The organism is Trebonia kvetii, assembly GCF_007827045.1.
GTDB classification, from domain to species: Bacteria; Actinomycetota; Actinomycetes; order Streptosporangiales; family Streptosporangiaceae; genus Trebonia; species Trebonia kvetii.
The window spans coordinates 1,150,202-1,172,786 of sequence record NZ_RPFW01000001.1 but is presented as its reverse complement, the minus strand read 5'-3'; the positions used below and the strand labels follow the sequence as shown (position 1 = coordinate 1,172,786).

Annotated in this window: 20 protein-coding genes and 1 pseudogene; 14 read left to right on the top strand and 7 right to left on the bottom strand. The window is 70.6% G+C overall.

From position 1 onward, the window contains the following. Window positions 1-6 precede the first annotated feature (6 nt). From EAS64_RS05295 to EAS64_RS05265, 7 genes are all read left to right on the top strand, one after another. The gene (locus EAS64_RS05295; RefSeq protein ID WP_145851529.1) at window positions 7-2,235 is read left to right on the top strand and encodes a glycoside hydrolase family 3 C-terminal domain-containing protein; all 2,229 of its coding nucleotides are present in this window, start codon (window positions 7-9) and stop codon (window positions 2,233-2,235) included. An 88-nt stretch (window positions 2,236-2,323) separates the two neighbouring features. Then, window positions 2,324-3,544: a DUF4032 domain-containing protein gene (locus tag EAS64_RS05290; RefSeq protein ID WP_145851528.1), complete on the top strand. Its 1,221-nt coding sequence runs from the start codon at window positions 2,324-2,326 to the stop codon at window positions 3,542-3,544. 91 nt (window positions 3,545-3,635) lie between these two features. Then, window positions 3,636-4,211, top strand: coding sequence for a TIGR03086 family metal-binding protein (locus EAS64_RS05285; protein ID WP_145851527.1), 576 nt, complete (start codon window positions 3,636-3,638; stop codon window positions 4,209-4,211). Beyond that, window positions 4,208-4,588 (top strand): ArsR/SmtB family transcription factor, encoded by a 381-nt coding sequence (locus EAS64_RS05280; protein WP_145851526.1) that lies wholly within the window; start codon window positions 4,208-4,210, stop codon window positions 4,586-4,588. Before EAS64_RS05285 ends, EAS64_RS05280 begins: the two co-directional genes overlap by 4 nt. Next, window positions 4,581-5,015, top strand: coding sequence for an SRPBCC family protein (locus EAS64_RS05275; protein WP_145851525.1), 435 nt, complete (start codon window positions 4,581-4,583; stop codon window positions 5,013-5,015). Before EAS64_RS05280 ends, EAS64_RS05275 begins: the two co-directional genes overlap by 8 nt. 36 nt (window positions 5,016-5,051) lie before the next feature. Next, on the top strand, window positions 5,052-5,561 hold the full coding sequence (locus EAS64_RS05270) for a DUF72 domain-containing protein (RefSeq protein WP_145851524.1): 510 nt from the start codon (window positions 5,052-5,054) through the stop codon (window positions 5,559-5,561). Between the two features lie 59 nt (window positions 5,562-5,620). Further along, window positions 5,621-6,817 carry a phosphorylase family protein gene (locus tag EAS64_RS05265; RefSeq protein ID WP_145851523.1) on the top strand — a complete coding sequence of 399 codons (1,197 nt, stop codon included), beginning with the start codon at window positions 5,621-5,623 and terminating at the stop codon, window positions 6,815-6,817. A gap of 22 nt (window positions 6,818-6,839) precedes the next feature. Here the strand turns inward: EAS64_RS05265 and EAS64_RS05260 are convergent, their stop codons facing one another. Then, window positions 6,840-7,595, bottom strand: coding sequence for an alpha/beta fold hydrolase (locus tag EAS64_RS05260; protein ID WP_222849009.1), 756 nt, complete (start codon window positions 7,593-7,595; stop codon window positions 6,840-6,842). Window positions 7,596-7,681: 86 nt separating this feature from the next. On the opposite strand from EAS64_RS05260, the gene EAS64_RS05255 reads away from it, so the two are divergent. Continuing rightward, window positions 7,682-8,275 carry an amidohydrolase family protein gene (locus tag EAS64_RS05255; RefSeq protein WP_281283218.1) on the top strand — a complete coding sequence of 198 codons (594 nt, stop codon included), beginning with the start codon at window positions 7,682-7,684 and terminating at the stop codon, window positions 8,273-8,275. After that, window positions 8,272-8,415, top strand: a complete 144-nt coding sequence (locus tag EAS64_RS44540; RefSeq protein WP_246115532.1) for a hypothetical protein — start codon at window positions 8,272-8,274, stop codon at window positions 8,413-8,415. The genes EAS64_RS05255 and EAS64_RS44540 overlap by 4 nt, the downstream gene beginning before the upstream one ends. 4 nt (window positions 8,416-8,419) lie before the next feature. Here the strand turns inward: EAS64_RS44540 and EAS64_RS43350 are convergent. The 4 genes and pseudogenes from EAS64_RS43350 to EAS64_RS05225 form a co-directional block, all read right to left on the bottom strand. Beyond that, a pseudogene (locus tag EAS64_RS43350) lies at window positions 8,420-10,785 on the bottom strand (alpha/beta fold hydrolase). An 83-nt stretch (window positions 10,786-10,868) separates the two neighbouring features. Next, the gene (locus EAS64_RS05235) at window positions 10,869-11,360 is read right to left on the bottom strand and encodes a hypothetical protein (RefSeq protein WP_222849006.1); all 492 of its coding nucleotides are present in this window, start codon (window positions 11,358-11,360) and stop codon (window positions 10,869-10,871) included. Then, window positions 11,357-12,211 carry a fumarylacetoacetate hydrolase family protein gene (locus EAS64_RS05230; protein ID WP_246115531.1) on the bottom strand — a complete coding sequence of 285 codons (855 nt, stop codon included), beginning with the start codon at window positions 12,209-12,211 and terminating at the stop codon, window positions 11,357-11,359. The genes EAS64_RS05235 and EAS64_RS05230 overlap by 4 nt, the downstream gene beginning before the upstream one ends. Window positions 12,212-12,239: 28 nt before the next feature. Beyond that, complete coding sequence (locus tag EAS64_RS05225) at window positions 12,240-12,839, bottom strand: VOC family protein (RefSeq protein ID WP_246115530.1); 600 nt, start codon at window positions 12,837-12,839, stop codon at window positions 12,240-12,242. 173 nt (window positions 12,840-13,012) lie between these two features. On the opposite strand from EAS64_RS05225, the gene EAS64_RS05220 reads away from it, so the two are divergent. Next, entirely contained in the window at window positions 13,013-13,717 is a 705-nt protein-coding gene (locus EAS64_RS05220; protein WP_246115529.1) for a GntR family transcriptional regulator, read from the top strand. Here the strand turns inward: EAS64_RS05220 and EAS64_RS05215 are convergent. Then, window positions 13,714-16,041 (bottom strand): thiamine pyrophosphate-binding protein, encoded by a 2,328-nt coding sequence (locus EAS64_RS05215; RefSeq protein ID WP_145851519.1) that lies wholly within the window; start codon window positions 16,039-16,041, stop codon window positions 13,714-13,716. The genes EAS64_RS05220 and EAS64_RS05215 overlap by 4 nt on opposite strands. Before the next feature lie 166 nt (window positions 16,042-16,207). On the opposite strand from EAS64_RS05215, the gene rph reads away from it, so the two are divergent. Both rph and EAS64_RS05205 read left to right on the top strand, forming a co-directional pair. Further along, window positions 16,208-18,841: a rifamycin-inactivating phosphotransferase gene (gene rph / locus EAS64_RS05210; protein WP_145851518.1), complete on the top strand. Its 2,634-nt coding sequence runs from the start codon at window positions 16,208-16,210 to the stop codon at window positions 18,839-18,841. An 11-nt stretch (window positions 18,842-18,852) separates the two neighbouring features. Further along, window positions 18,853-20,616: a heparinase II/III domain-containing protein gene (locus EAS64_RS05205; RefSeq protein ID WP_145851517.1), complete on the top strand. Its 1,764-nt coding sequence runs from the start codon at window positions 18,853-18,855 to the stop codon at window positions 20,614-20,616. Here EAS64_RS05205 and EAS64_RS05200 read toward each other — a convergent pair. Further along, entirely contained in the window at window positions 20,613-21,029 is a 417-nt protein-coding gene (locus tag EAS64_RS05200) for a RidA family protein (RefSeq protein WP_145851516.1), read from the bottom strand. The two genes, EAS64_RS05205 and EAS64_RS05200, sit on opposite strands and share 4 nt — an antisense overlap. Window positions 21,030-21,121: 92 nt before the next feature. Between EAS64_RS05200 and EAS64_RS05195 the strand changes: the two genes are divergently transcribed. Continuing rightward, complete coding sequence (locus EAS64_RS05195) at window positions 21,122-21,604, top strand: cupin domain-containing protein (protein WP_145851515.1); 483 nt, start codon at window positions 21,122-21,124, stop codon at window positions 21,602-21,604. A gap of 8 nt (window positions 21,605-21,612) precedes the next feature. Continuing rightward, window positions 21,613-22,581: an acyl-CoA thioesterase gene (locus EAS64_RS05190; protein WP_145851514.1), complete on the top strand. Its 969-nt coding sequence runs from the start codon at window positions 21,613-21,615 to the stop codon at window positions 22,579-22,581. The last annotated feature ends 4 nt before the right edge of the window (window positions 22,582-22,585 follow it).

The window sequence follows — 22,585 nt, the reverse complement described above, 5'->3', positions numbered from 1 at the left end:
CGGTTCATGACATCCACGCAGCCCGAGAGGCTCACGGTCGATGAGAAGGCCGCACTCACCGGCGGTGCGAGCTTCTGGCGGACCAAGGCCCTCGGCGGTATCCCCTCGGTCCGGGTCTCCGACGGGCCGCACGGCCTGCGCAAGACGACCGACGACGGGCCGTCGGCCATCGCGGTGATCAGCGAGCCGTCGACCTGCTTCCCGCCCGCCGCGGGGCTTGCGCAGAGCTGGGACCCGGGGCTCGCGGAACGGGTGGGCGCGGCGCTGGGGCGGGAATGCCAGGCCGAGGGCCTGGACGTGCTGCTCGGACCGGGCATCAACATCAAGCGCTCGCCGCTCGGCGGGCGCAACTTCGAGTACTTCTCCGAGGACCCGCTGCTGACCGGCGCGATGGCGACCGCCTGGGTGCGCGGCCTGCAGTCCCAGGGCGTCGGCGCCTCGCTGAAGCACTTCGCCGCCAACAACGCGGAGACCGACCGGATGCGCTCGAGCTCGGACATCGAGCCGCGCGCGCTGCGCGAGATATACCTCCGCGCCTTCCAGCGGGTTGTCGCCGACGCCCGCCCGTGGACGATCATGTGCTCCTACAACCGGCTCAACGGCGTGCTCGTCTCGGAGAACCATTTCCTGCTGACCGAGGTGCTGCGCGGCGAGTGGGGCTTCGACGGCCTGGTGGTCAGCGACTGGGGCGCGGTCGCCGACCGGGCGGCCGCCGTCGCGGCCGGCTGTGACCTGGCCATGCCCTCGCCCGGCGACGCGAGCGACGCCGAGCTAGCCGAGGCCGTGCGCGCTGGGCTGCTCCCCGAGGCGGTGCTCGACCAGGCCGTATCCCGTCTCGCGGCCCTGGCGGACCGGGCCGTGGCCGGGCGCGGCACCGCCGGCGGCTACGACGCGGACGCGCATCACGCGCTTGCCCGCGAGGCGGCGGCCAGGAGCATCGTGCTGCTGAAGAACGACGATGGCATCCTGCCGCTGTCGGCGGGCGCCTCGCTCGCCGTCATCGGCACCTTCGCCGCCGAGCCCCGTTACCAGGGCGGCGGCAGCTCGCATGTCGTGCCGTCCAGGCTCGAGACACCCCTGGAGGCGCTGTCCGGTGCGGCCGGCTCGGTCACCTACTGTCCCGGCTTCACGCTCGACGGCCCGGCCACCGATCCCGCCCTGCTCACCGAGGCCGTCGCCGCTGCCCAGTCGGCCGACGTCGCCGTGCTGTTCCTCGGCCTCGGCGACCGGCAGGAGTCGGAGGGCTTCGACCGCACGACCATCGACCTGCCCGCCAATCAGGTGGAACTCGCCGCCAACGTCGCGGCGGTCAACCCGCGGACGGTGGCCGTACTGTCCCACGGCGGAGTGCTGCGGCTGGCGCCGCTGGCCTCCGTCGTGCCGGCGATCCTGGACGGTGCCCTGCTCGGCCAGGCCGTCGGCGGCGCCGTCACGGACGTGCTGTTCGGCACCGTCAACCCGTCAGGCAGGCTCGCCGAGACCGCCCCGGTGCGCATCCAGGACACGTCCGCGTTCCTGAACTTCCCCGGCGAGCACTCGCACGTGCTCTACGGCGAGGGCATCTTCGTCGGCTACCGCTGGCACGATGCCCGCGACCTCGACGTCTGCTACCCGTTCGGGCACGGCCTGTCCTACACGACCTTCGGCTACGCGGGCCTGTCACTGGCCGCAACGCCGGACGCCATCGAGGTCCGGGTGACCGTGACGAACACCGGTGACCGTGCGGGCAGGGAGATCGTGCAGGCCTACGCGGCCCTGCCCGAATCCGCGGTCGCCCGCCCGCCGCGCGAGCTCAAGGGCTTCGACGCGGTCGACCTCGCGCCTGGCGAGAGCCGCGAGGTGAGCATCGCGCTGCGCCGCGACGATCTCGCCTACTGGGACCGCCGGGCCGGCCGCTTCGTCGTGGAGGGCGGCGGCTACGAGGTGTCGGTCGGCGCGTCGAGCCGCGACCTGCGAGCCACCGCGCGAGTGGACGTCGCGGGGGACGAGCTGCGCATCCCGCTGACGCTGAACTCGACCCTCGCCGAGGTCCTCGCCGACCCGGTCGCAGGTCCCAAGCTCGCGGCGGGCCTCGCCGCGATGATGCCCGCGACCGACAAGGCCGACGCGCTCGGCGCGGACCTGCTGTCGCTGATCGGCTCCGCCCCCGTCGGGCGCATGGTGAGCCTGTCGGCCGGCGCGATCACCGGGGACCAGCTAGAACAGCTCCTCGCCGAGGCCAACGCCGCCCAGTGAAGATCCTGCAGGCGCGCTACCAATATGGCAGCGGCTGCACTGGTCCGAACTGGACAGCGGCGCGAGGGATGCGGGAGGGTTGTCGACCGTGCGCTTCGTGTTCAGCCCTCCCGCCGAGGATGCCGCGGGACTGCTCACCCTTCCGTGGAGTGAACCGCTCGACGAGTGGCAGGACGAACGGCTGGTGGAGATTCGCCAGCGCGGCATCTCGCGGCACGTCGTCCGGTTTGTCGCCGACGGCGGCACGCTGTACGCGCTGAAGTCCATCAGTGAGCGCCTGGCACGCCGGGAGTACCGGCTGCTGCGTGAGCTGGCCGAGCTTGGCATCCCCGCCGTCGAGGTCGTCGGGGTGGGGGTGAACCTTGGCCCCGGCGCCGAGGCGATCCTGGTGACCAAGTTCCTCGCGTTCGCCACCACGTACCGTGCCGTCTTCTCCAGCCCTCGCGGCAGCGGCCCGCCGACCGACAAGCTGCTCGACGCGCTGGTCGAACTCCTGGTCCGGCTGCACCTGTCCGGCTTCTTCTGGGGTGACTGCTCGCTGTCCAACACACTGTTCCGCTACGACGCGGGCACGCTCGAGGCCTACTTCGTCGACGCGGAGACCAGCGAGAAGCACCCGGAGCTGAGCAACGGCCAGCGCAGCTACGACGTCGAGCTGGCCGTCGAGCGGGTGTACGCGGAGCTGCTCGACCTGGAGGCAGGGGAGCTGCTGCCGGCCGGGATCGACCCGCTCGAGGTGGCCGAGGACCTGCAGCGCCGGTACGACAGGCTGTGGGACGAGCTCACCATGGAGGAGATCATCCCGGTGAACGAGCAGCGGTTCCGTATCGCGGAACGGCTGCGCCGCCTCAACGAGCTCGGCTTCGCCGCCGAGGAGGTGGAACTGGTCAGCACTCCGGCGGGCAACCGGCTGCGGGTCACCACGCGCGTCGCCGACCAGGGGGACCAGGCGCGCAAGCTGTTCCTGCGCACCGGGATCGAGGCGCGTGAGAACCAGGCCCGCAGGCTGCTCAACGACATCGCCTCCTTCCGTGCCTACCTGGAGCAGAAGGAGCGCCGCCCGGTATCGGAAATCGTGGCCGCGAGCCGCTGGCTCACCGAGGTCTACGACCCCGTAGTCGAGGCGATCCCCGAGGACCTGCGCGGGCGCCTGGCTCCTGCCGAGGTCTTCCACGAGATCTTGGAGCACCGCTGGTACATGTCGGAACGCGCAGGCCGCGACGTGGGCACGACCGCGGCCGCCCGCTCCTACTTCGAGCGCGTCCTTCCCAAGGCGCCAGAGGCACTCGATCAAGACCTGACCGAATGAAATCAACTTGTTTAGCAAGTAATCTGTTGTGCAACAAAGCAGTTGTAGTAGTCTCCGTCTCAGGCAATGATCGTTCCTGGAGGGAGCCGCCATGGACCTGTTCGACGCGCTTGAGCGCGCGGTCACCTCGACCGCCGAGATCGTCAAGGAGACGCCAGCGGAACTTCTTGACGCCCCCACCCTGTGCACCGAGTGGGACGTCCGCGCGCTGCTGAACCATGTGATCGGCACCCTGTGGCTGGCCGAGGGCCTGTTCGCCGACCGGATGCCGCGGCATCCGACGCCGCCTGGCGGCCTGCCGCCGGTCGACCTGGCAGGCCAGGACCCGGCCGCGGCCTACGCCGAGGCGGCAGCCGCCGCGCTCGCCGCCGCCGCCGCGGGCGACGCGCTGACCCGGGCGCATGCCACCCCGCTCGGCGACATGCCGGGTCCGGTGCTCGCCGGGGCCACCACGCTCGACATCCTGGTGCACGGTTGGGACCTGGCGGTGGCCACCGGGCAGCCGGCCGACCTGGACGGCCGCCTCGCCGCGCACGTGCTCGGGTTCGCCGAGCAGGGCCTGGCCACGCCGGAAGCCCGGGCCGGGCGCATCGACCCGCCCCTGGCCGTCGCGGTGGACGCCCCCGTAACCCAGCGGCTGACCGCCTACCTCGGCCGCAAGGCGTGAACCCGGACGCGGCGCTGAAGGCGCTCGCCGAGCCCAACCGGCGCACCATCCTCACCCTCGTCGCCGCCGAACCGCGCCCGGTCGGCGATATCGCCGGGCACCTCGACATCACGCCGCAGGCGGTCTCCAGGCACCTGAAGGTGCTGCACGAGGCCGGCCTCGTCGACGAGCGGCGCGAGGGCACCCGCCACCTGTTCGTGGTCAACCCCGACGGCTTCGCCGCCGTGCAGGAGTTCCTGGCCGGCTTCTGGACGGAGCACCTGGCCAGGCTCGGCTCCGCACTGGCAAGCCACCAAGACCAGCAAGACCAGCAAGACCGGCAAGACCAGGCAGGCGAGCCGGCAAGGACCCAGGCAGACCAGGCCACTGATGAGTGACGCGTATGCCACCGAGGTGGACCTGCCGGCACCGCCCGAAGAGGTCTTCAGGCACCTGACGGACCCGGCTGCCATGATCCGCTGGATGGGCCAGCACGCCACCCTCGAGCCGGTGCCAGGCGGCGCCTTCGAGGTCGACATCAACGGCGTTCCGGTCCGCGGCCGTTACCTGGAGGTCGACCCGCCGCGCCGGGTCCTGGTCAGCTGGGGCGTCGCGGGCAACGGCGACATGCCGCCAGGAGCCACCGAGGTCGAGTTCACCCTCACGCCCATCGCCGCGGGAACCCGCCTGCGACTGGTCCACCGCGGCCTTTCCGAAACCCAGGCGGAGATGCACGCCACCGGCTGGCAGCACTTCCTCGCTAGGCTCACACACGCCGCCGCCGGAGACGACCCGGGCCCCGACCCATGGCAGAACCCGTCGTAAAGGTTTCCCACGCCGGAACTGAGAAAGGGACCCGGCATGGCACAGATCCGGGTAGGCACGGCAGGCTGGACCGACAAGTCACTGATCGATTCCGGGTGGTATCCGGACGGCGGCAGTGATCCGGAGAAGCGCCTGCGGTACTACGCCAGCCAGTTCCGGCTTGTCGAGGTCGACTCCGCGTACTACGCGCTGCCCGCCGAGCAGACCGCGGCAGCCTGGGCGGAGCGGACTCCTGGCGGCTTCACCTTCAACATCAAGGCGTTCAGCCTGTTCACCCAGCACCCGAACTCCATACCGCCGGTGCTCGCCGCCACCAGCGACCTGGCCGTGGTCCGCCTGCACGGTCACTCGGACCAGTGGCAGAGCAACGACATACAGGAGCGCTTTCGCTACCGCTACAGCAGCAAGGAGCTGCAGGAATGGACCGCCCGGGTGCGGCGGCTTGCCGGCGACGCAGCCGAGACCCACGTAGTGTTCAACAACTGCTACCGCGACTACGCTCACGTCAACGCCCAGGACTTTGTAGGCCTCATCGGCGCCGCCTGAGTGCCGCCGCAGGACCCGTCTCCCATACCGTAGGTCCCCGCCTGTCGATATCATCCAATATGGAGCTGATCGCAGATTTCTCCGCTATCCCGTCCAGCGAGCACGCCGCGGAGATCACCCGGCTGTGCGACGCGATGGAGGCGGCCGACGCGGCGGGCCGCTACCCGGAACTGACGGTGGAGCGCCCCTGGTCGGCGCACAACCCCATGCTCGAAGGCGAGTTCGCGGCGCCCGGTGCCATTCGCTGGTACCTGGAGCGCGAGCTCGGCCGCCTCGCCGAGCACGGCGCGCGGATCTCGGTCCGCCCGGGGCGCGAGGCGCTCGACCTGCACGACCCGGAGATCGGCCCCGCCGTCGACGAGACCCGCAGGGACCTGAGGCGCAAGAAGCTCTTCCTGTTCACCCCCGAGCGGATGGCGCTATCCATCGACCGACTCAGACACTACACGGGGACCGAGCCGGAATCCTTCCAGCGCTACGTGCTGCTGACCAATTACGCCTGGCACGTCGAGGAGTTCCGCGCCGCCATGCCGGAGAGCACAGGACCCGCCACCGACGGGCGGCAGATGCCCGCCTGGCACTACGCCCGCCCGGACCGCTCGGGCGTGACCATGATCAACATCGGGGTGGGACCGTCTAACGCGAAGACCATCACCGACCACCTCGCCGTGCTCCGTCCGGACCTGATCCTGATGATCGGCCACTGCGCCGGGCTGCGTAACCGCCAGGAAATCGGCGATCTGGTGCTCGCGACCAGCTATCTCCGTGACGACCGGGTCCTCGATGACATGCTCCCGCTCAGCGTCCCCGTGATCCCCAACCACACGCTGAACACCCTGCTGCTCAGCGAACTGACCCTGCGCGGCCTGCCGTCGCGGATGGGCATCGTCTTCACCACCGCGAACAGGAACTGGGAGCTGCACCTGGCCACGGTGGAGGAACGGCTCCGCGTCTCTCGTGCGGTGGCGGTCGACATGGAGTCCGCCACGGTCGCCGCCAACGGGTTCCGCTACCGGATACCGACCGCCACCCTGCTCGCGGTCAGCGACAAGCCGCTGCACGCTGCGCCGAAGCTGAGCGCGGACGCCCAGAGCTTCTACGCCGCGAGCCGCCGCCAGCACGTCGATATCGCACTGTCCGTCGCCGAGAACGTCAGGAAGCTCTACCCAGGCGGCCTGCCCACCGCCGACCTCCGCTCAGCCGACGAGCCGCTGCTCGGCAACTCAAGCACCTCCCGCCGGGCCGATCGCGGCTAGGGGCTAGGGCAGCGCCGCTCCGCTATCCCTGGATGAAGGCGAGCAGGTCCGGGTTGATGACGTCGGCGTGGGTGGTGGGCATGCCGTGCGGGAAGCCGGGATAGGTCTTGAGCGTCCCGTTCTGCAGCAGGTTGGCGGACAGCGGCCCGGAGTCGGCGTAGGGCACGATCTGGTCGTCGTCGCCGTGCATGACAAGCGCCGGGACGGTGATCTGCTTCAGGTCTTCGGTGAAGTCGGTCTGCGAGAAGGCGACGATGCCGTCGTAGTGTGCCTTGGCGCCGCCCATCATGCCCTGTCGGCACCAGTTGTCGATGACCGCCTCGATGGGTTCCGTCCCTGGGCGGTTGAACCCGTAGAACGGCCCCGCGGCCACTTCCCGGTAGAAGGCCGCGCGGCGCCGCGCGGTCTGGTCCTGGAAGTCGTCGAAGACGCTCTTGGGCAGGCCGCCAGGGTTGGCGTCGGTCTGCAGCATCAGCGGCGGCACCGAACTGATCAGCACCGCCTTCGCCACCCTGCTCTCACCGTGGCGGGCGATGTAGTGCACGACCTCGCCGCCGCCGGTGGAGTGGCCGATGTGCACGGCGTCGTGCAGGTCGAGGTGAGCGGTGACCGCGGCCAGGTCGTCGGCGTAGTGGTCCATGTCGTGGCCGTCGGCGACCTGCGCGGACCTGCCGTGCCCGCGGCGGTCGTGGGCGATGACCCGGTAGCCGCGGGTCACGAAAAACATCAGCTGGGCGTCCCAGTCATCGGCCGACAGCGGCCAGCCGTGGCTGAACACGATGGGCTGGCCCTGCCCCCAGTCCTTGTAGAAGATCTCCGTGCCGTCTGCGGTGAGTCAAGGTTCTCGAAGGCCACGGAACGACGCTGCTACCCGGCTTGATCGACGCCCACGTGCACCTGCGCGGCACCGCTGATCTCGAAGAGCTCGCACGCTGGGGCGTGACGACCGCACTAGACATGGGCTCCTGGCCGCCAGCCCTCATCGCAGAGCTGCGAAAGGCCGGCTCCAGCGACGTGCGCAGCACCGGCGCCGGGGCCCTCGGCCCGGGGAGCCCGCAGGCGATGATCCCCGGCCGCCCGGCCGACAGCGTCATCCTGACACCGGAAGACGGACGCAGGTTCGTCGCCATCCGGGTGGCCGAGGGCATGGACTACATCAAGGTCATCGTCGAGGCGCCGGGCCGCGGCGGCCTCGACCTGCCGGCCGTCAGGACGATCGTCGAGGCTGCGCATGACGCCGGCCGGCTGGTGGTCGCGCACGCCTCGCACACCGGCGCGGTCGCGACAGCGCAGGAGGGTTGTGTCGACGTGCTGACGCACGCGCCGCTCGACGCGGTCCTGGACCAGACGGCCGTCGCCGATGCGGGTAACGCGGGTCGGGCGCGCACCGCGAGCTTGAACTGCTTGTCCAGGCGGGTCTCACCCCCGCCGAGGCCCTGCGCGCCGCCACCGCGGTGACGGCGGCCCGCTTCGGCCTGCCCGACCGCGGCCGCATCGCACCCGGCCTCCGCGCAGACCTGCTGCTTGTCGATGGTGACCCCCTGGCCGACATCACCGCGACCCGCGCGATCCGCGCGGTCAGGCTGGCGGCAACCTGAGCGGTCAGGCCGGGACGGCCGCCGGCGAAGCCGGCGAGTCAGCGGGACGCTTCGCGTGCAGGGCGGCCTCAAGCGCGAAGGCCAGCTGCTCGAGCTGGAACGCCCTGGCCGCGATGTGGAAGTCGATGCAGTGCCCGGCGTTCGGCACCAGCCGCGCGTCGACCCACGGGGCCTTCGCGAACGCCGACCTGAACTCGGCGACCTGCGCGTCGTCGCTGATCCACAGGTGGTCGAACTCGCCCTGCCGGCTGTGCACAGGCACCCGGACCTCAGCCGCGACCCGGGGCATGCGCTCCACCCAGGCGCCGGTGATGTCGAGCAGTTCGGCCTTCGGAACGGGGGCGTCGGCGGCGTGGCCGGCGTCCGGCATCGCCGTGGTGTGCGTCCAGTCGGGTCCGTACATCACGAAGTCCTTGACCGGCCCTGGCAGCTCGACGTACTCCAGGTCGGGCAGTGCGGCCCAGGCGGCGCCGCTCTCCTTCGGCACCCGCACCAGGCAGCCAGACACGGCGATGCCGAGCAGCGGCCATGCGGGCCGCCTGGCCGCGATGGCGGTGGTGACCGCGCCGCCGATGGAGTGCCCGATGATCACGACGCCTGGCCTGCCCGCGCCGTAGCTGTCCCAGAGCTCACCGATGAGGTGGTCGAGCACCTCCGCGTTGCGCAGGATGACCGAGCCGCCGGCCTCAACCGAGACCTTCGTGCTGCCCAGGTAGCCGGGCCGGTCAACGGCGATCACCGGGATGCCGAGCGTCTCCGCGCTATCGAGCAGCGACTGGCCGGGCACGTCGAAGTAGACCGACGTGTAGGTGCCGCCAGGCAGCGCCACGACGAGCGGCGCGCCCTCCGCAACCGGGCTGTCCGCTCGGCGGCGCATCGAGAACGTCATGCCCTTCGCCGGGCCGTCCGTGCTGACCGTGTGAGTGACCTCAGTGGTATCCGGCCGGACAAGCACGACGTCCTCGCCGTAACGTCCTGCCACGTCGACAAGACCGGGCCCAAGACACCGGACTGACACGCCGCGCCGTGATGCCGCGGCGACGAGCTGGGCGGTGGCCGAAGCGGCGCCGAGCACCGCGAACCCGCTGCCCAGGTGGTCGTAGAGCGAGTCGCCTGGCGCAAGCCAGTGGTGCGGCAGCCGGTTGCCAGCGGCGGCGACCGGACGATAATCCGAGCTGTCACTGGTCTGCGATGCGGCGCGGGATCCGTACCCGTAGCCGAGCACGAGGCCCAGGCAGTGGAACTCGATCCGCTTCGTCCGCTGCACCATCTCCGCCGCCGCGGGAAGCGCCACGGCGAATGACTCCGAGTCGCCCATCAGCGCCGCGGAGGCGAGGTCGGTGGACACCGTGCGGGCGTTCTCGCTGGCGATGCGGATGGTGTCCGCGGCGACGGGCCTGCGCTCGGTCTCATACGTGTCGAGCAGTTCTACGGGCGCCCAGCCGCGCAGTACCGCGGCCAGCTTCCAGCCGAGGTTGACCGCGTCGCCCACGCCGGTGTTGAAGCCGTGTCCGCCCCACGGCGGATTCTGGTGCGCGGCGTCCCCGGCGAGCAGCAGGCGGCCGCGGCGGTAGGCGGTGGCGAGCAGCGACCTGGCTTGCCACGGATCGGTGCCCAGCACCTCCACGTCGATGTCGGCGCCGGTCATGGCCCGCACGACGCGACGGGATCGGCGTCGCGGTCGTCGTCCGGGCGTCCGGTCGCGATGGCCCACCAGGTGCCGTCGAGGTCCAGCGGCCCGACGACCCCCGGCGCGGCCGGGTTCAGCACCCAGCGGTGCACCGCCCGGTCGCGGATGAGCGAGCCGAGACGAAGAGAACGGAAGACGATCGACAGGTTCGGCCGCCCGGCATTGCCGCCCTCGTAGACCGCGCCCATGGCCCCGCGAACGATGCTGTGTGCCCCGTCCGCGCCGACGGCATAAGCGGCGCGAATAGTAGACACGGCACCCGAGGCGTCGGACACCCGCACGCTGACGCCGCCCGCGCCCTGCTCCACGCCGACGGCGCGGTACCCGAACAGCAGCCGAACGTTCACCGCGCCGCCGAGTGCGTCGCGCAGCGCCTGCTCGACAACGGGCTGACCGACCTGCTGCCCCGGCTCGGCCGCCAGATCGTCGCCGGCCAGGCGGAGGCCGAGGGTGCCGGTGAAGCGGGTGACCTCGGCGCCGGCCGCGGCGGTGCAGAACACCACGTCGCTGGACCAGGAGACGGGAATCGGGGCGCGCGCCCTGATGCGCTCGGCGAATCCCCACCGGCGGAACAACTCCATCGTCCTGGCCGACGTCGTCTTCGCACGCGGCCGGACGGCGGAGACCGAAGTCCGCGGCTCGATCACCGCGCAGCCGATGCCGTGGTAGGCAAGCTCCATCGCCAGGGAGAGACCGACAGGCCCGCCCCCGATCACGACGACAGGCGCCACAGTGCCGTCTGGGAGGACGGCGCCGCAAGACGTCACGGCCGGCCGGCCGTGAGGACGGCGGCCAGCGCCGCCCGCACTCCGGGCACGCGGGCAACGGCCGCGTCCCTGTCGACGAGGCTCTCCCGCAGCGCGAGGATGTTACCGCTGCGCGACTCCGGCGGGATGTCGTCGGTCCGGACGGTGATCACCGCGTGAAAGTGCGGGTAGGCCTCGCCGAAGGTCATCAGGTAGCGGGCCGGCGCGTCGAACGCGAGCCCCAGCGCGGCCATCAGCTCCTGAACCAAGGGTCCGAACGACTTGAGCTCCCTCTCCTCAAGCCCGCCCCAGCCAAGCGCGTGCCGACGCAGCCGCAGGAAATACCAGCCAGGCACCTCGAAGCCGGGAGCGATCTCGCAGGCCCAGTCGTCGTCACGGAACACGACCGTGTCATCGGGTGCCCGGTCGAGGTGGCAGATGAGGCAGTGCGCCGGGTCGGTGACGCTGCCCGCGGGGAAGCGCCGGCCGTCGGTAAGCGGCGCGGTCACCGCCCGGTCACCCGCGTGATCAGCGTGCCGATGCCGGAGATCGTGGTGTCGATGCGGCTGCCAGGACGGAGCCACTCCGCCGGAGTACGGCTGAAGCCGACGCCCGCCGGGGTCCCGGTGAAGATCAGGTCGCCCGCGTGCAGGCGCACTCGGTAGGACAGGTACTCCACCAGCGTCGGCACGTCGAAGATGAGGTGCCTGGTATTCGAGGCCTGCTTCGTCACGCCGTCGACGTCGCACCGGATATCGAGCCGCCCGGCCGCGCCGAGCTCGTCGGCCGACACCACCCAGGGGCCGACAGGGCCGAACCCCGGCGCGGACTTGCCGAGACCGAACTGCGGGTTCGCGCCGCCCTCGAACTGCACCACCCGGTCGCTCAGGTCCTGGCCGACCGTGTAGCCGGCGATCACCGCCAGCGCGTCGGCCGCGTCGACCTCGTAGCAGTCGGTGCCGATCACCACGACGAGCTCCGCCTCCCAGTCCAGGGCGTCGGACCGGGTCGCGACCGCCTCGTTCGGCCCGGCGATGCTTGAGGAGAACTTGGGAAACACGAGCGGGCGGTCAGGCAGCGCCATCGCCGACTCGCCGGCGTGGTCGGCGTAGTTGAGGCCGATGCCGAACGCCTGCGACGGCACCGGCACGGGCCGCTCAAGCGCGCCGAGGTCGAGCGCCGGGGCGTCGGACGGAGGGCCTTCCCGCTCGAGGCGCGCGGCGGCGGCGAGCAGGGCCGGCCAGGCCGCGAACATCGCGGCGGGGTCGGCGGGCACGGCGCCGCCGCTTGCCCGTTCGGCGTCGACCAGGCGGTCACCGACCACCAGGCTCGTCCGGCTGTTGACGACGGCGACCTTCACCCAGGTGTCCTTTCTGCGGCCGGCACGGTCAGCGGGCACCCATGAGCGCCGGCATCGGGTCGGGCAGCGCGGACTTCAGCGCCCACGACCGGTCGGAGAGTTCTTCCACCGAGGCGCCCGCGCGGTACGCCGCGAGCAGTTGCTCCGGGTCGAACTGCGGCCCGACAGAATCAGCGGCGTACTCCGGGCCCTTCATGTAGTTCGTCGCGTCGTCCGGCTCGGCGAACCGGTCGATCTGCATCTCGACCATGTTCCCGTCGGGGTCGCGGTAGTACATGGACGTCGTGACGCCGTGCGCGATGCATACGGCCGGGCGGATGCCCTGGTCACGCAGCAGCACGTAGCGGTCGAGCAGGTCGTCGAGGTTCTCGAAGGTGTACGCGACGTGGTGCATCGCGCCGGTCGCCGGCGTCTTGCGTTCGAGCGGGACCGGGGGGTTCAGCAGCGCCACGCGGTGGTGCTCATCGTCGAAGGTGATGAACGTGAGCGCCGCGTCCTGATACAGCACGTGACCGTCGAGCACAGTGCAGTACCAGTCCCGCATTTCCGTCGGCTGGCTGGTCTGGAACACGACATGAGCGAACTTGGGCTTGGCAGACATTCGGCCGGCCTCTCTCAGCTGGGGCATCTTCGCCACCCGGAGTGACCCGGCTCACGTTAGCAGATATATGTTATAACAGCAAGGTTCGGCATCGCCGCCAACCGGGCGTGCGATGCTTAGCGGGCGGACGTGTTCGTGGCCGCTATAGTTGATATCAGTACTGGTCCGGCCCCGGATCGCGTTCGAGAGCGAGGCAACTGGTGGCACCTCAGTCGGCGCCGACGGTACGGCCCATCGCGTCCCGTTCGGTCACCGAGCTGGTCACCGCCGAGCTGCGACGGTCGATCCTCTCCGGCGCCCTGGCTCCCGGCCAGAGCTTTTCCCTCAGGGAAATCGCCGGCCTGCTCAACGTCAGCTTCATCCCGGTCCGCGAGGCGCTGCGCAACCTGGAGGCGGACGGGCTCGTGGTGATACAGCCCGGCCGCAGCGCCACCGTCGCCCCGCTCGCCCTGGAAGACCTTGAGGCCATCTACCGGCTGCGGCGGCTGCTCGAGCCTGACCTCGCGCGCCGTTCCTGCCTGCTGATCTCCGATGCCGAGCTGGACAGGCTGGCCGCCCACGCGGTCGAGTTCGGCGACGAGAACCGGAGCATGGACGCGATCTACGACGGCCATCACGAGTTTCACCTCGCGCTGCTCGGGCCCGCCGCCACGCCCTGGGACACGCGGATGCTCACCATGCTGTGGCGGGCCGCGGAACGGTACGTCCGCATCGGGTTCGGCTTGCTCGACCCGGACCCGGACGAGCACGCCCGCCGCGGTCGCGCGCACGAGGAGCTCATCGCGGTCTTCCGCAGGCGCGATCCTGATGCGGCCGCGCAGGCCGTCTTCAGCCATCTCGATCACAACGAGCAGCTCGCGCTCGGCGCCCTGCGCGTGCTCGGATCCGCGCAGCAATCCAGCTAGTCGACCAGGTCGAGTGCGGCGCCGATCACCGCGCCGGTGTCGATCTGGTGGTAGCGGTAGGTGCTTTCCAGGTCGCCCGACTGGCCGAACGCGGTGACGCCGAGGTGCGCGGCGGGCACCCGGTTGATGCCCGCGAGGAACGCCAGGGTGTGCGGATGGCCGTCGAGCACCGTGACCATCGGCGCCGCTCGCTCTGCGGCGAAGACCGTGTCGAGTATCCAGTCCGGCGCGGCTGCCAGGCCCCGCCGCACCTGCAGGGCGCGGAACAGCAGGTCGGGGCTGGTGACGCAGATGACGTCGGCGCCGAAGCCGATCGCGTCAAGCCGTTCCGAGGCGGCGAGCGCCTCGGGCATGAGGGCGCCCATGGCGCAGATCGTGACGGCGGGCCGTGCGTGCCGCCGCAGCTGGTAGGCCCCGGCGACCACGTGGCGGCGGCGCCGCTCACGGGCGGCCGGGTCGGCGGGCACCGCCGCGAGCCCCTGGTCAACCGGCCGGGTGGACAGACGCAGGTAGGCCGACTGCCCGCCTGGCCTGCCGAGCTGCGCGAGCGAGGCGAGCAGCACCCACTCGGTGTCGATCGCGAAGGCGGGCTCGTAGCTAACGCACCCCGGCTGCTCCACGCCGATCGACGGAGTGACGACCGACTGATGGGCGCCGCCCTCGGGCGCGAGGCTGACGCCGGAGGGCGTGCCGACCAGGATCGACTGGCCGCCCGCGTAGATGCCGAACGACCACGGCTCAAGCGCCCGCGCGACGAACGGGTCGTAGAGCACGCCGACCGGGAAGAGCGGCTGCCCGGTACGGCTCCAGGTCGCGCCCAGTTCGCCAAGCGCGCCGACCAGGTTAGTTTCCGCGATGCCGAGCTCGATGTGCTGCCCGGCGGGTCGCTCGCGCCAGTGCAGGATCGTCTCACTGTCGTCGGCGAACCAGTCGGTCCGCTCCGCGGAGGACCAGACGCCCGCCTTGTTCACCCAGCCGGCCAGGTTGGTGCTCGAGCTGACGTCCGGGCTCACCGTCACGATCCTCGCGCCCACCTGCGGCGCGGCGCGGTTGACGTCGAGCAGGGCACGGCCGAGCGCGGACTGCGTGGTCGCCGTGCCCGACGGGGTGCGACCCAGGTCGGCCGGCACCGACGGCGGCTCCGTCAGGCGAACGGGGTCACGCCGCACCCGTTCGGCGGCACTCTCGCACAGCGCCGCCTCGGGCGAGCCGCCGGGGAACCTCAGCCACGGCTGAGCCGGGTCGGCGCCGGTCCGCGCGGCAAGCTCGCCGAGCTGTGCCTCGGTGAGCAGCGCGGAATGATTCTGCGGATGGCCCTCGATGGCCAGCCCGTAGCCCTTCACCGTGTAGGCGAAGATCACCGTCGGGCGGGTGTCGTCGATCGCGGCGAAGGCCAGGTCGAGCGCCGCGTGGTCGTGACCGCCCAGGTTGCGGAAGGCGGCCCGCAGCGCGTCGTCGCCGACGCCTTCGAGCAGCGCGCGCAGCGAGTCCGCGTCGGGACCCGGGCCGGGCAGCCTGGTGCGCAGCTCGTCCGCGGTGCACCGCAGCAGCCGCTGGTACTCCGGATTCGGCATCCGGTCGAGCCGATCGCGCAGCAGGTGGCCTCCCGGCCTGGCGAACAGCTCCTCGAGCAGCTGGCCGTACTTCACGGTGAGCACCTGCCAGCCGGCCGCCTCGAACATGCCCTGCAGCCGGGGAGTGCCGATGCCGGGCACTACCCGGTCAAGCGACTGCCTGTTCAGGTCGACGATCCACACCACCTCGCCCAGGTCGGTGACCATCGGGTCGCCGATCGCCTCCCAGACGGCGCCCTCGTCCAGTTCCGCGTCGCCGAGCAGCGAGTACTGCCGTCCGCCCGCTGGCTCGCCGAAATGCCCGGCGACGTAGCGGTGCGCGAGCGCGCCCCACAGCGGCGCCGTCGCCCCGATGCCGACAGAGCCCGTGGAGTAGTCCACCGGATCCGGGTCCTTGGTGCGGCTCGGATAGGACTGCAGGCCGCCGAACTGCCGCAGCGTCGTCAGGTAGGACTCGTCGAGCTGGCCGAGCAGGTAGTTGATCGCGTGCAGCACCGGGGATGCGTGCGGCTTAACTGAGACCCGGTCGCCCGGCCGCAGGTGCCTGAACCACAACGAGGTCATCATCGTGACCATCGACGCGCTTGACGCCTGATGCCCGCCGACCTTCAGTCCCGACGGATTCGGCCTGACCCGGTTGGCGTGGTCGATGATCGCCGTCGACAGCCACAGCACGCGGTCCTCGACGGCCCTCAGCGCCGCGAAGCCGGCCTGGCCGGCGCGCTCGAATTGGCCGTGCGGAGCAGTCATCAGCACACCCGTTCTCGGTAAGGTCGACTTGTTATCAGTTATAACAGAAGCGCGGGCCTTCAGCCACGCATAACGGACCGGTACCCGGCGTGCCGGGCCGGTAACGGTCGCTCTGTGTAACCTGCTTCAGTGCCCGAACCAAGCCACTTGCACTGGAGGCATCGCGATGACCGAGCGCTATGTGCTTGACTTGGAGGAGCTCGACGCGGCGCAGGTCGCGCTCGCGGGCGGCAAGGGCGCGAACCTGGGGGAGCTGTCGCGGATCGAGGGTGTTCGCGTGCCGGCCGGCTTCTGCGTGACGACGGATGCCTTCAACCGGGTCATGGCGGCCGTGCCAGGCATCGATGACCTGCTCGATGAGCTGTCGGGCCTGGACCCCGACGACCGGCAGGCGATCCGCACGCGCAGTGCGGAGATCCGCCAGGCCATCGAGGGGATCGCCATCACTGACGACCTGGCGGCGGCGATCACCCGCTCGGTGAACCGGCTCGGCGGCGATGCCGCGCCTGGCGCCGCCTGGGCCGTCCGGTCAAGCGCGACGGCGGAGGACCTGCCGACGGCCTCCTTCGCCGGCCAGCAGGACACGTACCTGAACGTCGTGGGACCTGACTCGGTCCTGGAGCACGTCAGCCGCTGCCTGGCCTCGCTGTTCACCGAACGGGCCGTGACCTACCGGCTGCGCAACGGCTTCGGCCACCGCGCGGTGCACATGGCCGTGGTCGTGCAGCGGATGCTCGTCCCGCAGGCATCGGGCATTCTCTTCACGGCCGACCCGGTCACCTCCAACAGGAAGGTCGTCTCCATCGAGGCAAGCTTCGGCCTCTGCGAGGCCCTGGTATCCGGCCTGGTGAACCCGGACGTCTACCGGGTGCGGGACGGCGAGATCGTCGCCAGGGCGATCGCCGCGAAGAAGCTCGTCATCCAGGCCACACCAGGTGGCGGAACGCGACAGCTTGCGATCGACCCGGAGAGCCAGGAGCGGCCGGCGCTGACCGACGCGCAGGTCGTCCGGCTCGCCGGGCTTGGCAGGCGGATCGAGGCGCACTTCGGCCAGCCACAGGACATCGAGTGGTGCCTGGCGGACGACGAGTTCCAGATCGTGCAGAGCCGGCCGGTCACCACGCTGTTCCCGGTACCGGAAACCAGCGATCAGGGCAACCACGTCTACCTTTCGGTCGGCCATCAGCAGATGATGACCGACGCCATGAAACCACTTGGCCTGTCCGTCTGGCTGCTGACGACGCGGGCGCCGATGACCGACGCGGGGGGCCGGCTCTTCGTCGACGTCACCAAGATGGTGGGTTCGCCAGCGACCCGCGCGGGCCTCCTGCAGGCCATGACGAAATCCGACCCGCTGATGGGGGACGCGCTGCAGACCGTGCTCGATCGCGGCGACTTCATCCCGGTTCTCCCGGCGGAAGCCCAGGTCGCGCCCCCGGTGTCGGTCGGCGATGCGCCCAGCCCGATCGAGACCGATCCGGCCATCCCCGCCGAACTGACCGAGGCAGGCCAGGCCGCCAACGAAGCGCTGAGGCGTGACATCGCGGTGAAATCAGGCCCCGCGCTCCTCGACCTCGTCATCGCCGACTTCGAGGAGCTGCAGCGGATCCTGTTCCACCCGCGCAGCAGCCAGGCGATCATGGCGGGGATGCAGGCCGCCTGGCGGCTCAACGAGCTGCTCGAGGGCTGGCTCGGCGAGAAGAACGTGGTCGACACGCTCACCCAGTCCGCGCCTGGCAACGTCACGGCGGAAATGGGCCTGGCGCTGCTCGACGTCGCGGACGTGATCCGCCCGCATCCCGACGTGGTGGCCTTTCTTGAGCGAATTGGCCTCGACCGCGTGGGTGAGGACGCGGACTACCTCGACGAGCTGCCCGCGCTGGCGGGCGGGCAAGAGGCCAGGGCCGCCATCGAGGCCTACCTCGCCAAGTACGGCATGCGCTGCGTCGGCGAGATCGACATCACCAAGCCGCGCTGGAGCGAGCGCCCTGCCACGCTGGTGCCGATGATCCTCGGCAACATCAGGAACTTCGAGCCGGGCGCCGGCCAGCGGCGCTTCGAACAAGGCCAGCGAAATGCCGAAGAGAAGGAACGGGATGTGCTTACCCGCCTTCGCGAATTGCCGGACGGGGCGGCGAAGGCCGAGGAGGCGAAGCAGCTGATCGACCGGATCAGGATCTTCGCCGGGTACCGGGAGTACCCCAAGTACTTCATGATCAGCCGCTACTTCATCTACAAGCAGGCCTTGCTCGCGGAGGCCGGGCGCCTGGTGCAGGCCGGCGTGCTGCGCGAGCCGGAAGACATCTTCTACCTCAGGCTCGCCGAACTCGCCGATGTGGTGCGCACGAACCAGGCCGATGATGAGCTCATCCGCGAGCGCAAGGAGGCGTTCAGGTCGTACGCGGCGCTCACGCCGCCCCGGGTGCTCACCTCAGACGGGGAGGCCATCGCCGGGAGCTACCGGCGCCCCGACGTCCCGGCCGGCGCGCTTACCGGCCTGCCCGTCTCCGCGGGCACCGTCGAGGGACGCGCCCGCGTCGTGCTCGACATGGCGGATGCCGACCTGGAAGCCGGCGATATCCTGGTCACCGCCTATACCGACCCCAGCTGGACGCCCGCGTTCGTCGCGATCAACGGCCTGGTGACGGAGGTGGGAGGCCTGATGACCCACGGCGCGGTGATCGCCAGGGAGTACGGCCTGCCGGCCGTCGTGGGGGTGGAGCAGGCCACCCGGCTGATCCGCGACGGGCAGCGCATCCGCGTGCACGGAACCGACGGGTACGTGGAGATCCTGGATTAGGTGGTGTCAGGTTGGCCTGGAATCTGCGGAAAGCTTGCCTCGCCGCGGCCGCGTTCGTCGTGACGCTCGGCGGTTGCGTCGCGGCGACCCACGCATCCGCGGCGGCGTCGTCGGCGGACGCCCGGGCGTGCGGATCGATGCTGTTCTTCCCCGCGGGGACGGCCGACGAGATCATGGCGGGCAAGCTCACGATCGCGCCGTTCCGCGCCGCGACGATCGGCAAGGGGGCCGTCGACTGGTCGATGGACCCGTTCCACGATCCCACGTGGCGGCTGAATTTCCGCTGGGGTGAGTGGATCGAGGCGCTGATCGAGGGGTACCTGGCGGGCGGCCCGCATGCCAGCGCGTATCGCGCCCGCGCCGAGGCCATACTCAAGACCTGGATCACCGACGTGCCGATCGCCGACAAGAACCCGCTGACCGCGATCTGCTCCGCGCAGGCATTCCCCGGCCAGGCCTGGATACACAACGAGATCCCGGTGCTGCTCGACTACTATGCCGCGCACTGGCAGGGCGCCTATAACCACGGCTTGTCACAGGACCTGGAACTGCTCAAGGCCGGCTGCGCGTACCCGGCAGGCCAATGGGGCGGCAGGCCCGCGACGTGGCGGAAGACGGCGCTGACTCATCTCACCGCTGCCTTCAAGCCGAACCAGTACGGCCCCGCCGTGGACGCCCAGGGGGTGAGCAACGAGCAGGCGACCGGATACGCGAACTTCTCCACCGGACTGTGGACCACCGCCGAAGCAGACGTGCAGGCCTGCGGCCTGTCCCTACCCGGCTGGATAACCGGCCGCATCGCCAAGATGCCGCTGTTCCTCGCCCTGGCCACCCAGCCGGACGGCAAGCTTGCCCAGATCGGCGACACCTACCGGATCGCGCCGCGGAACCGGGCGCACACGCCACTGCGGTTCGCGGCGACGCGAGGGAAAGAGGGCACCGCACCGTCGCGGCGCATCGGCGTCTACGCCGCCGGGTACGTGTTCGGACGGTCGGCATGGGGAACCGCGAACACGTTCGGCAGCCAGTCCTTTTACTCGCTCCGGTTCGGGCCGGGAACCCAGATCCACGGCCACGCCGATCACATGGGCCTCACCTATTACGCACGGGGGAGGAACCTGATCGTCAACGCGGGCCATTACGGCTACGCGAACACGCCGTACCGCGCGTACCTGCTGTCGCCGGAGGCCGCCAGCGTCCTGGTCATGCCCGGGGTCCCGTTCCGGCCGGCCGCCGCGACCAGGCTCGTGTCCTCAGCCATCGGTACGAAGGCGCAGTTTTACCAGTTCTACGACACCGCCTTCGGCGGCCTCCCGCGGTGGCGGAGCGTCTACGTCGACCAGAACCCCGACCTGATCCTGGTATTTGACCGGGCCTCGGGCGCCGCGAGCTACGAGCAGCTCTGGCACCTGGACCCGAGCCTGTCGGTCAAGTCGGTGACCGCCGCCACGGCGGTCGCCACCGCCCCAGGCACCCAGCTCGTGCTCAGGCAGATCCCGCTGCCCGGCCAGCGGATCCCGTCCGGTTCCACCCGGGTCGTCGGCGGCTTCGTGTCCCGCGCGCAGAACCACCGGACGCGCGCTCCGATCGTGACCATGACCAGGACGGGCCCCAGCGCCGCGATGCTGACGCTGATCGCGCCGACCGCCCTCGGTGTACCGGTGCACACGTCCATCGTCACGGCCGGCGGTGGCCGCTACCGGCTGCGCGTGACGATCGGCGGCAAGGCGCTGAGCTTCCTGGTGACCAGCGACGGCCGGATCCAGCAGGGCTAGCGCAGCGCGCGGAGCCGGTCGTCGGGGATGACGGCCACGCCGAGGATCTCGATCATCGCCTCGGGCTGCCACAGCGCCGTGCAGCCGATCCCGGCCATGGCCGGGTACACCGGACCGGCCAGCTCGCGCCAGACGCGGCCGATCTCCTTGCCGTGCGCCTGGTAATCCGGGATGTCAGTGAGGTAGATCGTGATGCTCACCAGGTCTTCCGGCACGCCGCCCGCCTCCCGCAGCGTGGTCAGCACGTTGCCGAAGGCCTGACGGAACTGCTCGACGATGCCGCCGGGCACGATCTTCATGTCCTTGTCCAGGGCGGTCTGGCCGCCCAGGTGCAGGGTGTTCCCGGCGAGGGTGCCATGCGAGTAGCCGCTTGGCGCGGGCAGGACGGCCGGGTTGACGGGAACGTGAGCCATGACATTGACAATACATGACGGTCGTGAAAGATTCGATATAGCGCTTTTATGACGACCGTTTAAACAGTAGCGAACCGGGAGGAGCCGCGACCATGACGGCCGACTTCAGCAAGTACCGCCTGGAGGGTGACAACTCGGCGTACCGGCTGCCCAACGGCCTCGTCGCCCCCGTGGTGACGCGCGGCGGCCTCGAGGACGGCGGCACGGCCAACTCGGGCGGCGCGATCCGCGTCTCGGGAGTGAGCATCCAGCACACCCCGGCCACGAAGCTCTGGTTCGGCAAGGTCAGCAACGAGCCTGGCTTCCGCTCCGTCAGCCACCACCACGGCGAGGCCGAGACGGGCGGCTACGTGCTGTCCGGCCGTGCCCGGATCTACTTCGGCGACAAGTTCGCCGACTACGTGGACATGGAAGAGGGCGACTGGGTGTTCGTGCCGCCGTTCATGCCGCACGTCGAGTGCAACCTGTCGCGCACCAAGCCGCTCGTCTGGATGACCACCCGCACGCCGGAGAACATCGTGGTCAACCTCGCCGACGTCGACGACGCGGACCTGCGGGACTGGCTGGACCGGTGACCCCGCACATGACAGAGGACAGCCTGGTGGAAACGTCCAGGCTGTTCACCGCAGCGGTCACGCTAGAGCCGGCCGAGCCCGAGCACTTCGACCTGGCCTTCACCGCCATCACCCAGGCGTGCCCGTGGCCGAAGGCGTACGGCGGCGACCTGGTAGCGGCGGCCGCGGCCGCGGCGATGCGCTCGGTGACCGACGGCAAGACGCTGCACTCGATGCACAGTTACTTCCTGCGCCCCGTCGACATCGGCGCGGCGGTCCGCTACGAGGTGGAACTGCTGCGCGACGGCCGGGGCTACAGCACCCGCCAGGTCCGCGGCTACCAGAACGGCAAGCCGGTCTACGCCTGCCTGGCCAGCTTCGCCGCGGGGGAGACCGGCGGCGGCACCTTCGAGTCGAGCCAGGGGGAGACCGCCCTGGCCCGCGCGGGCGCCATTCCCGACCCGGACGACCTGCCCACCTCGGCGGCATACCTGGATGCCAAGGCCGGCAGCTCGCTGGCGGAAAATTCATCGATGACCGAACGGTCGCGTGCTTACTGGTCCGGCGGCCGCAGCTTCGACATGCGCCACGTGCCTGGCCCGGTGTACCTCACCGTGGAAGGGGAGCGCGTGCCGCACCAGGCGGTGTGGGTCAAGCCCTACGACGCGCTGCGCCCCGTACCCGGCCTCAGCGACGAGCAGCGGGACGTCGCCGCGCTCGCCTATGTCTGCGACTACACGATCCTCGAGCCGGTGCTGCGCGTCCTGGACCTGCCGTGGGCGAAGCCCGGCCTGGTCACCGCCAGCCTCGACCACGCCATGTGGTTCCACCGTCCGCCTACTGTCACCGGCACAGGCGCAGCAGGCGACTGGCTCCTCTACGCCCAGGAGGCACTGGCGGCCGACGCCGGCCGCGGCGTGGGCGCGGGCAAGTTCTTCACCCGAGATCACCGTCACCTGGCCACCGTGGTCCAGGAAGGGATCTTCCGCTCCGCCTGATTGG

What these genes read in the sequence shown, in the direction of transcription:
- EAS64_RS05295 (WP_145851529.1), top strand. Translation starts at nt 7, where the DNA reads ATGACATCCACGCAGCCCGAGAGGCTCACGGTCGATGAGAAGGCCGCA.
- EAS64_RS05270 (WP_145851524.1), top strand. Translation starts at nt 5,052, where the DNA reads ATGGCACAGATCCGGGTAGGCACGGCAGGCTGGACCGACAAGTCACTG.
- EAS64_RS05195 (WP_145851515.1), top strand. Translation starts at nt 21,122, where the DNA reads ATGACGGCCGACTTCAGCAAGTACCGCCTGGAGGGTGACAACTCGGCG.
- EAS64_RS05215 (WP_145851519.1), bottom strand. Translation starts at nt 16,041, where the DNA reads ATGACTGCTCCGCACGGCCAATTCGAGCGCGCCGGCCAGGCCGGCTTC.
- EAS64_RS05225 (WP_246115530.1), bottom strand. Translation starts at nt 12,839, where the DNA reads ATGCCCCAGCTGAGAGAGGCCGGCCGAATGTCTGCCAAGCCCAAGTTC.
- EAS64_RS05200 (WP_145851516.1), bottom strand. Translation starts at nt 21,029, where the DNA reads ATGGCTCACGTTCCCGTCAACCCGGCCGTCCTGCCCGCGCCAAGCGGC.
- EAS64_RS05275 (WP_145851525.1), top strand. Translation starts at nt 4,581, where the DNA reads ATGAGTGACGCGTATGCCACCGAGGTGGACCTGCCGGCACCGCCCGAA.
- rph (WP_145851518.1), top strand. Translation starts at nt 16,208, where the DNA reads ATGACCGAGCGCTATGTGCTTGACTTGGAGGAGCTCGACGCGGCGCAG.
- EAS64_RS05285 (WP_145851527.1), top strand. Translation starts at nt 3,636, where the DNA reads ATGGACCTGTTCGACGCGCTTGAGCGCGCGGTCACCTCGACCGCCGAG.
- EAS64_RS05265 (WP_145851523.1), top strand. Translation starts at nt 5,621, where the DNA reads ATGGAGCTGATCGCAGATTTCTCCGCTATCCCGTCCAGCGAGCACGCC.
- EAS64_RS05190 (WP_145851514.1), top strand. Translation starts at nt 21,613, where the DNA reads ATGACAGAGGACAGCCTGGTGGAAACGTCCAGGCTGTTCACCGCAGCG.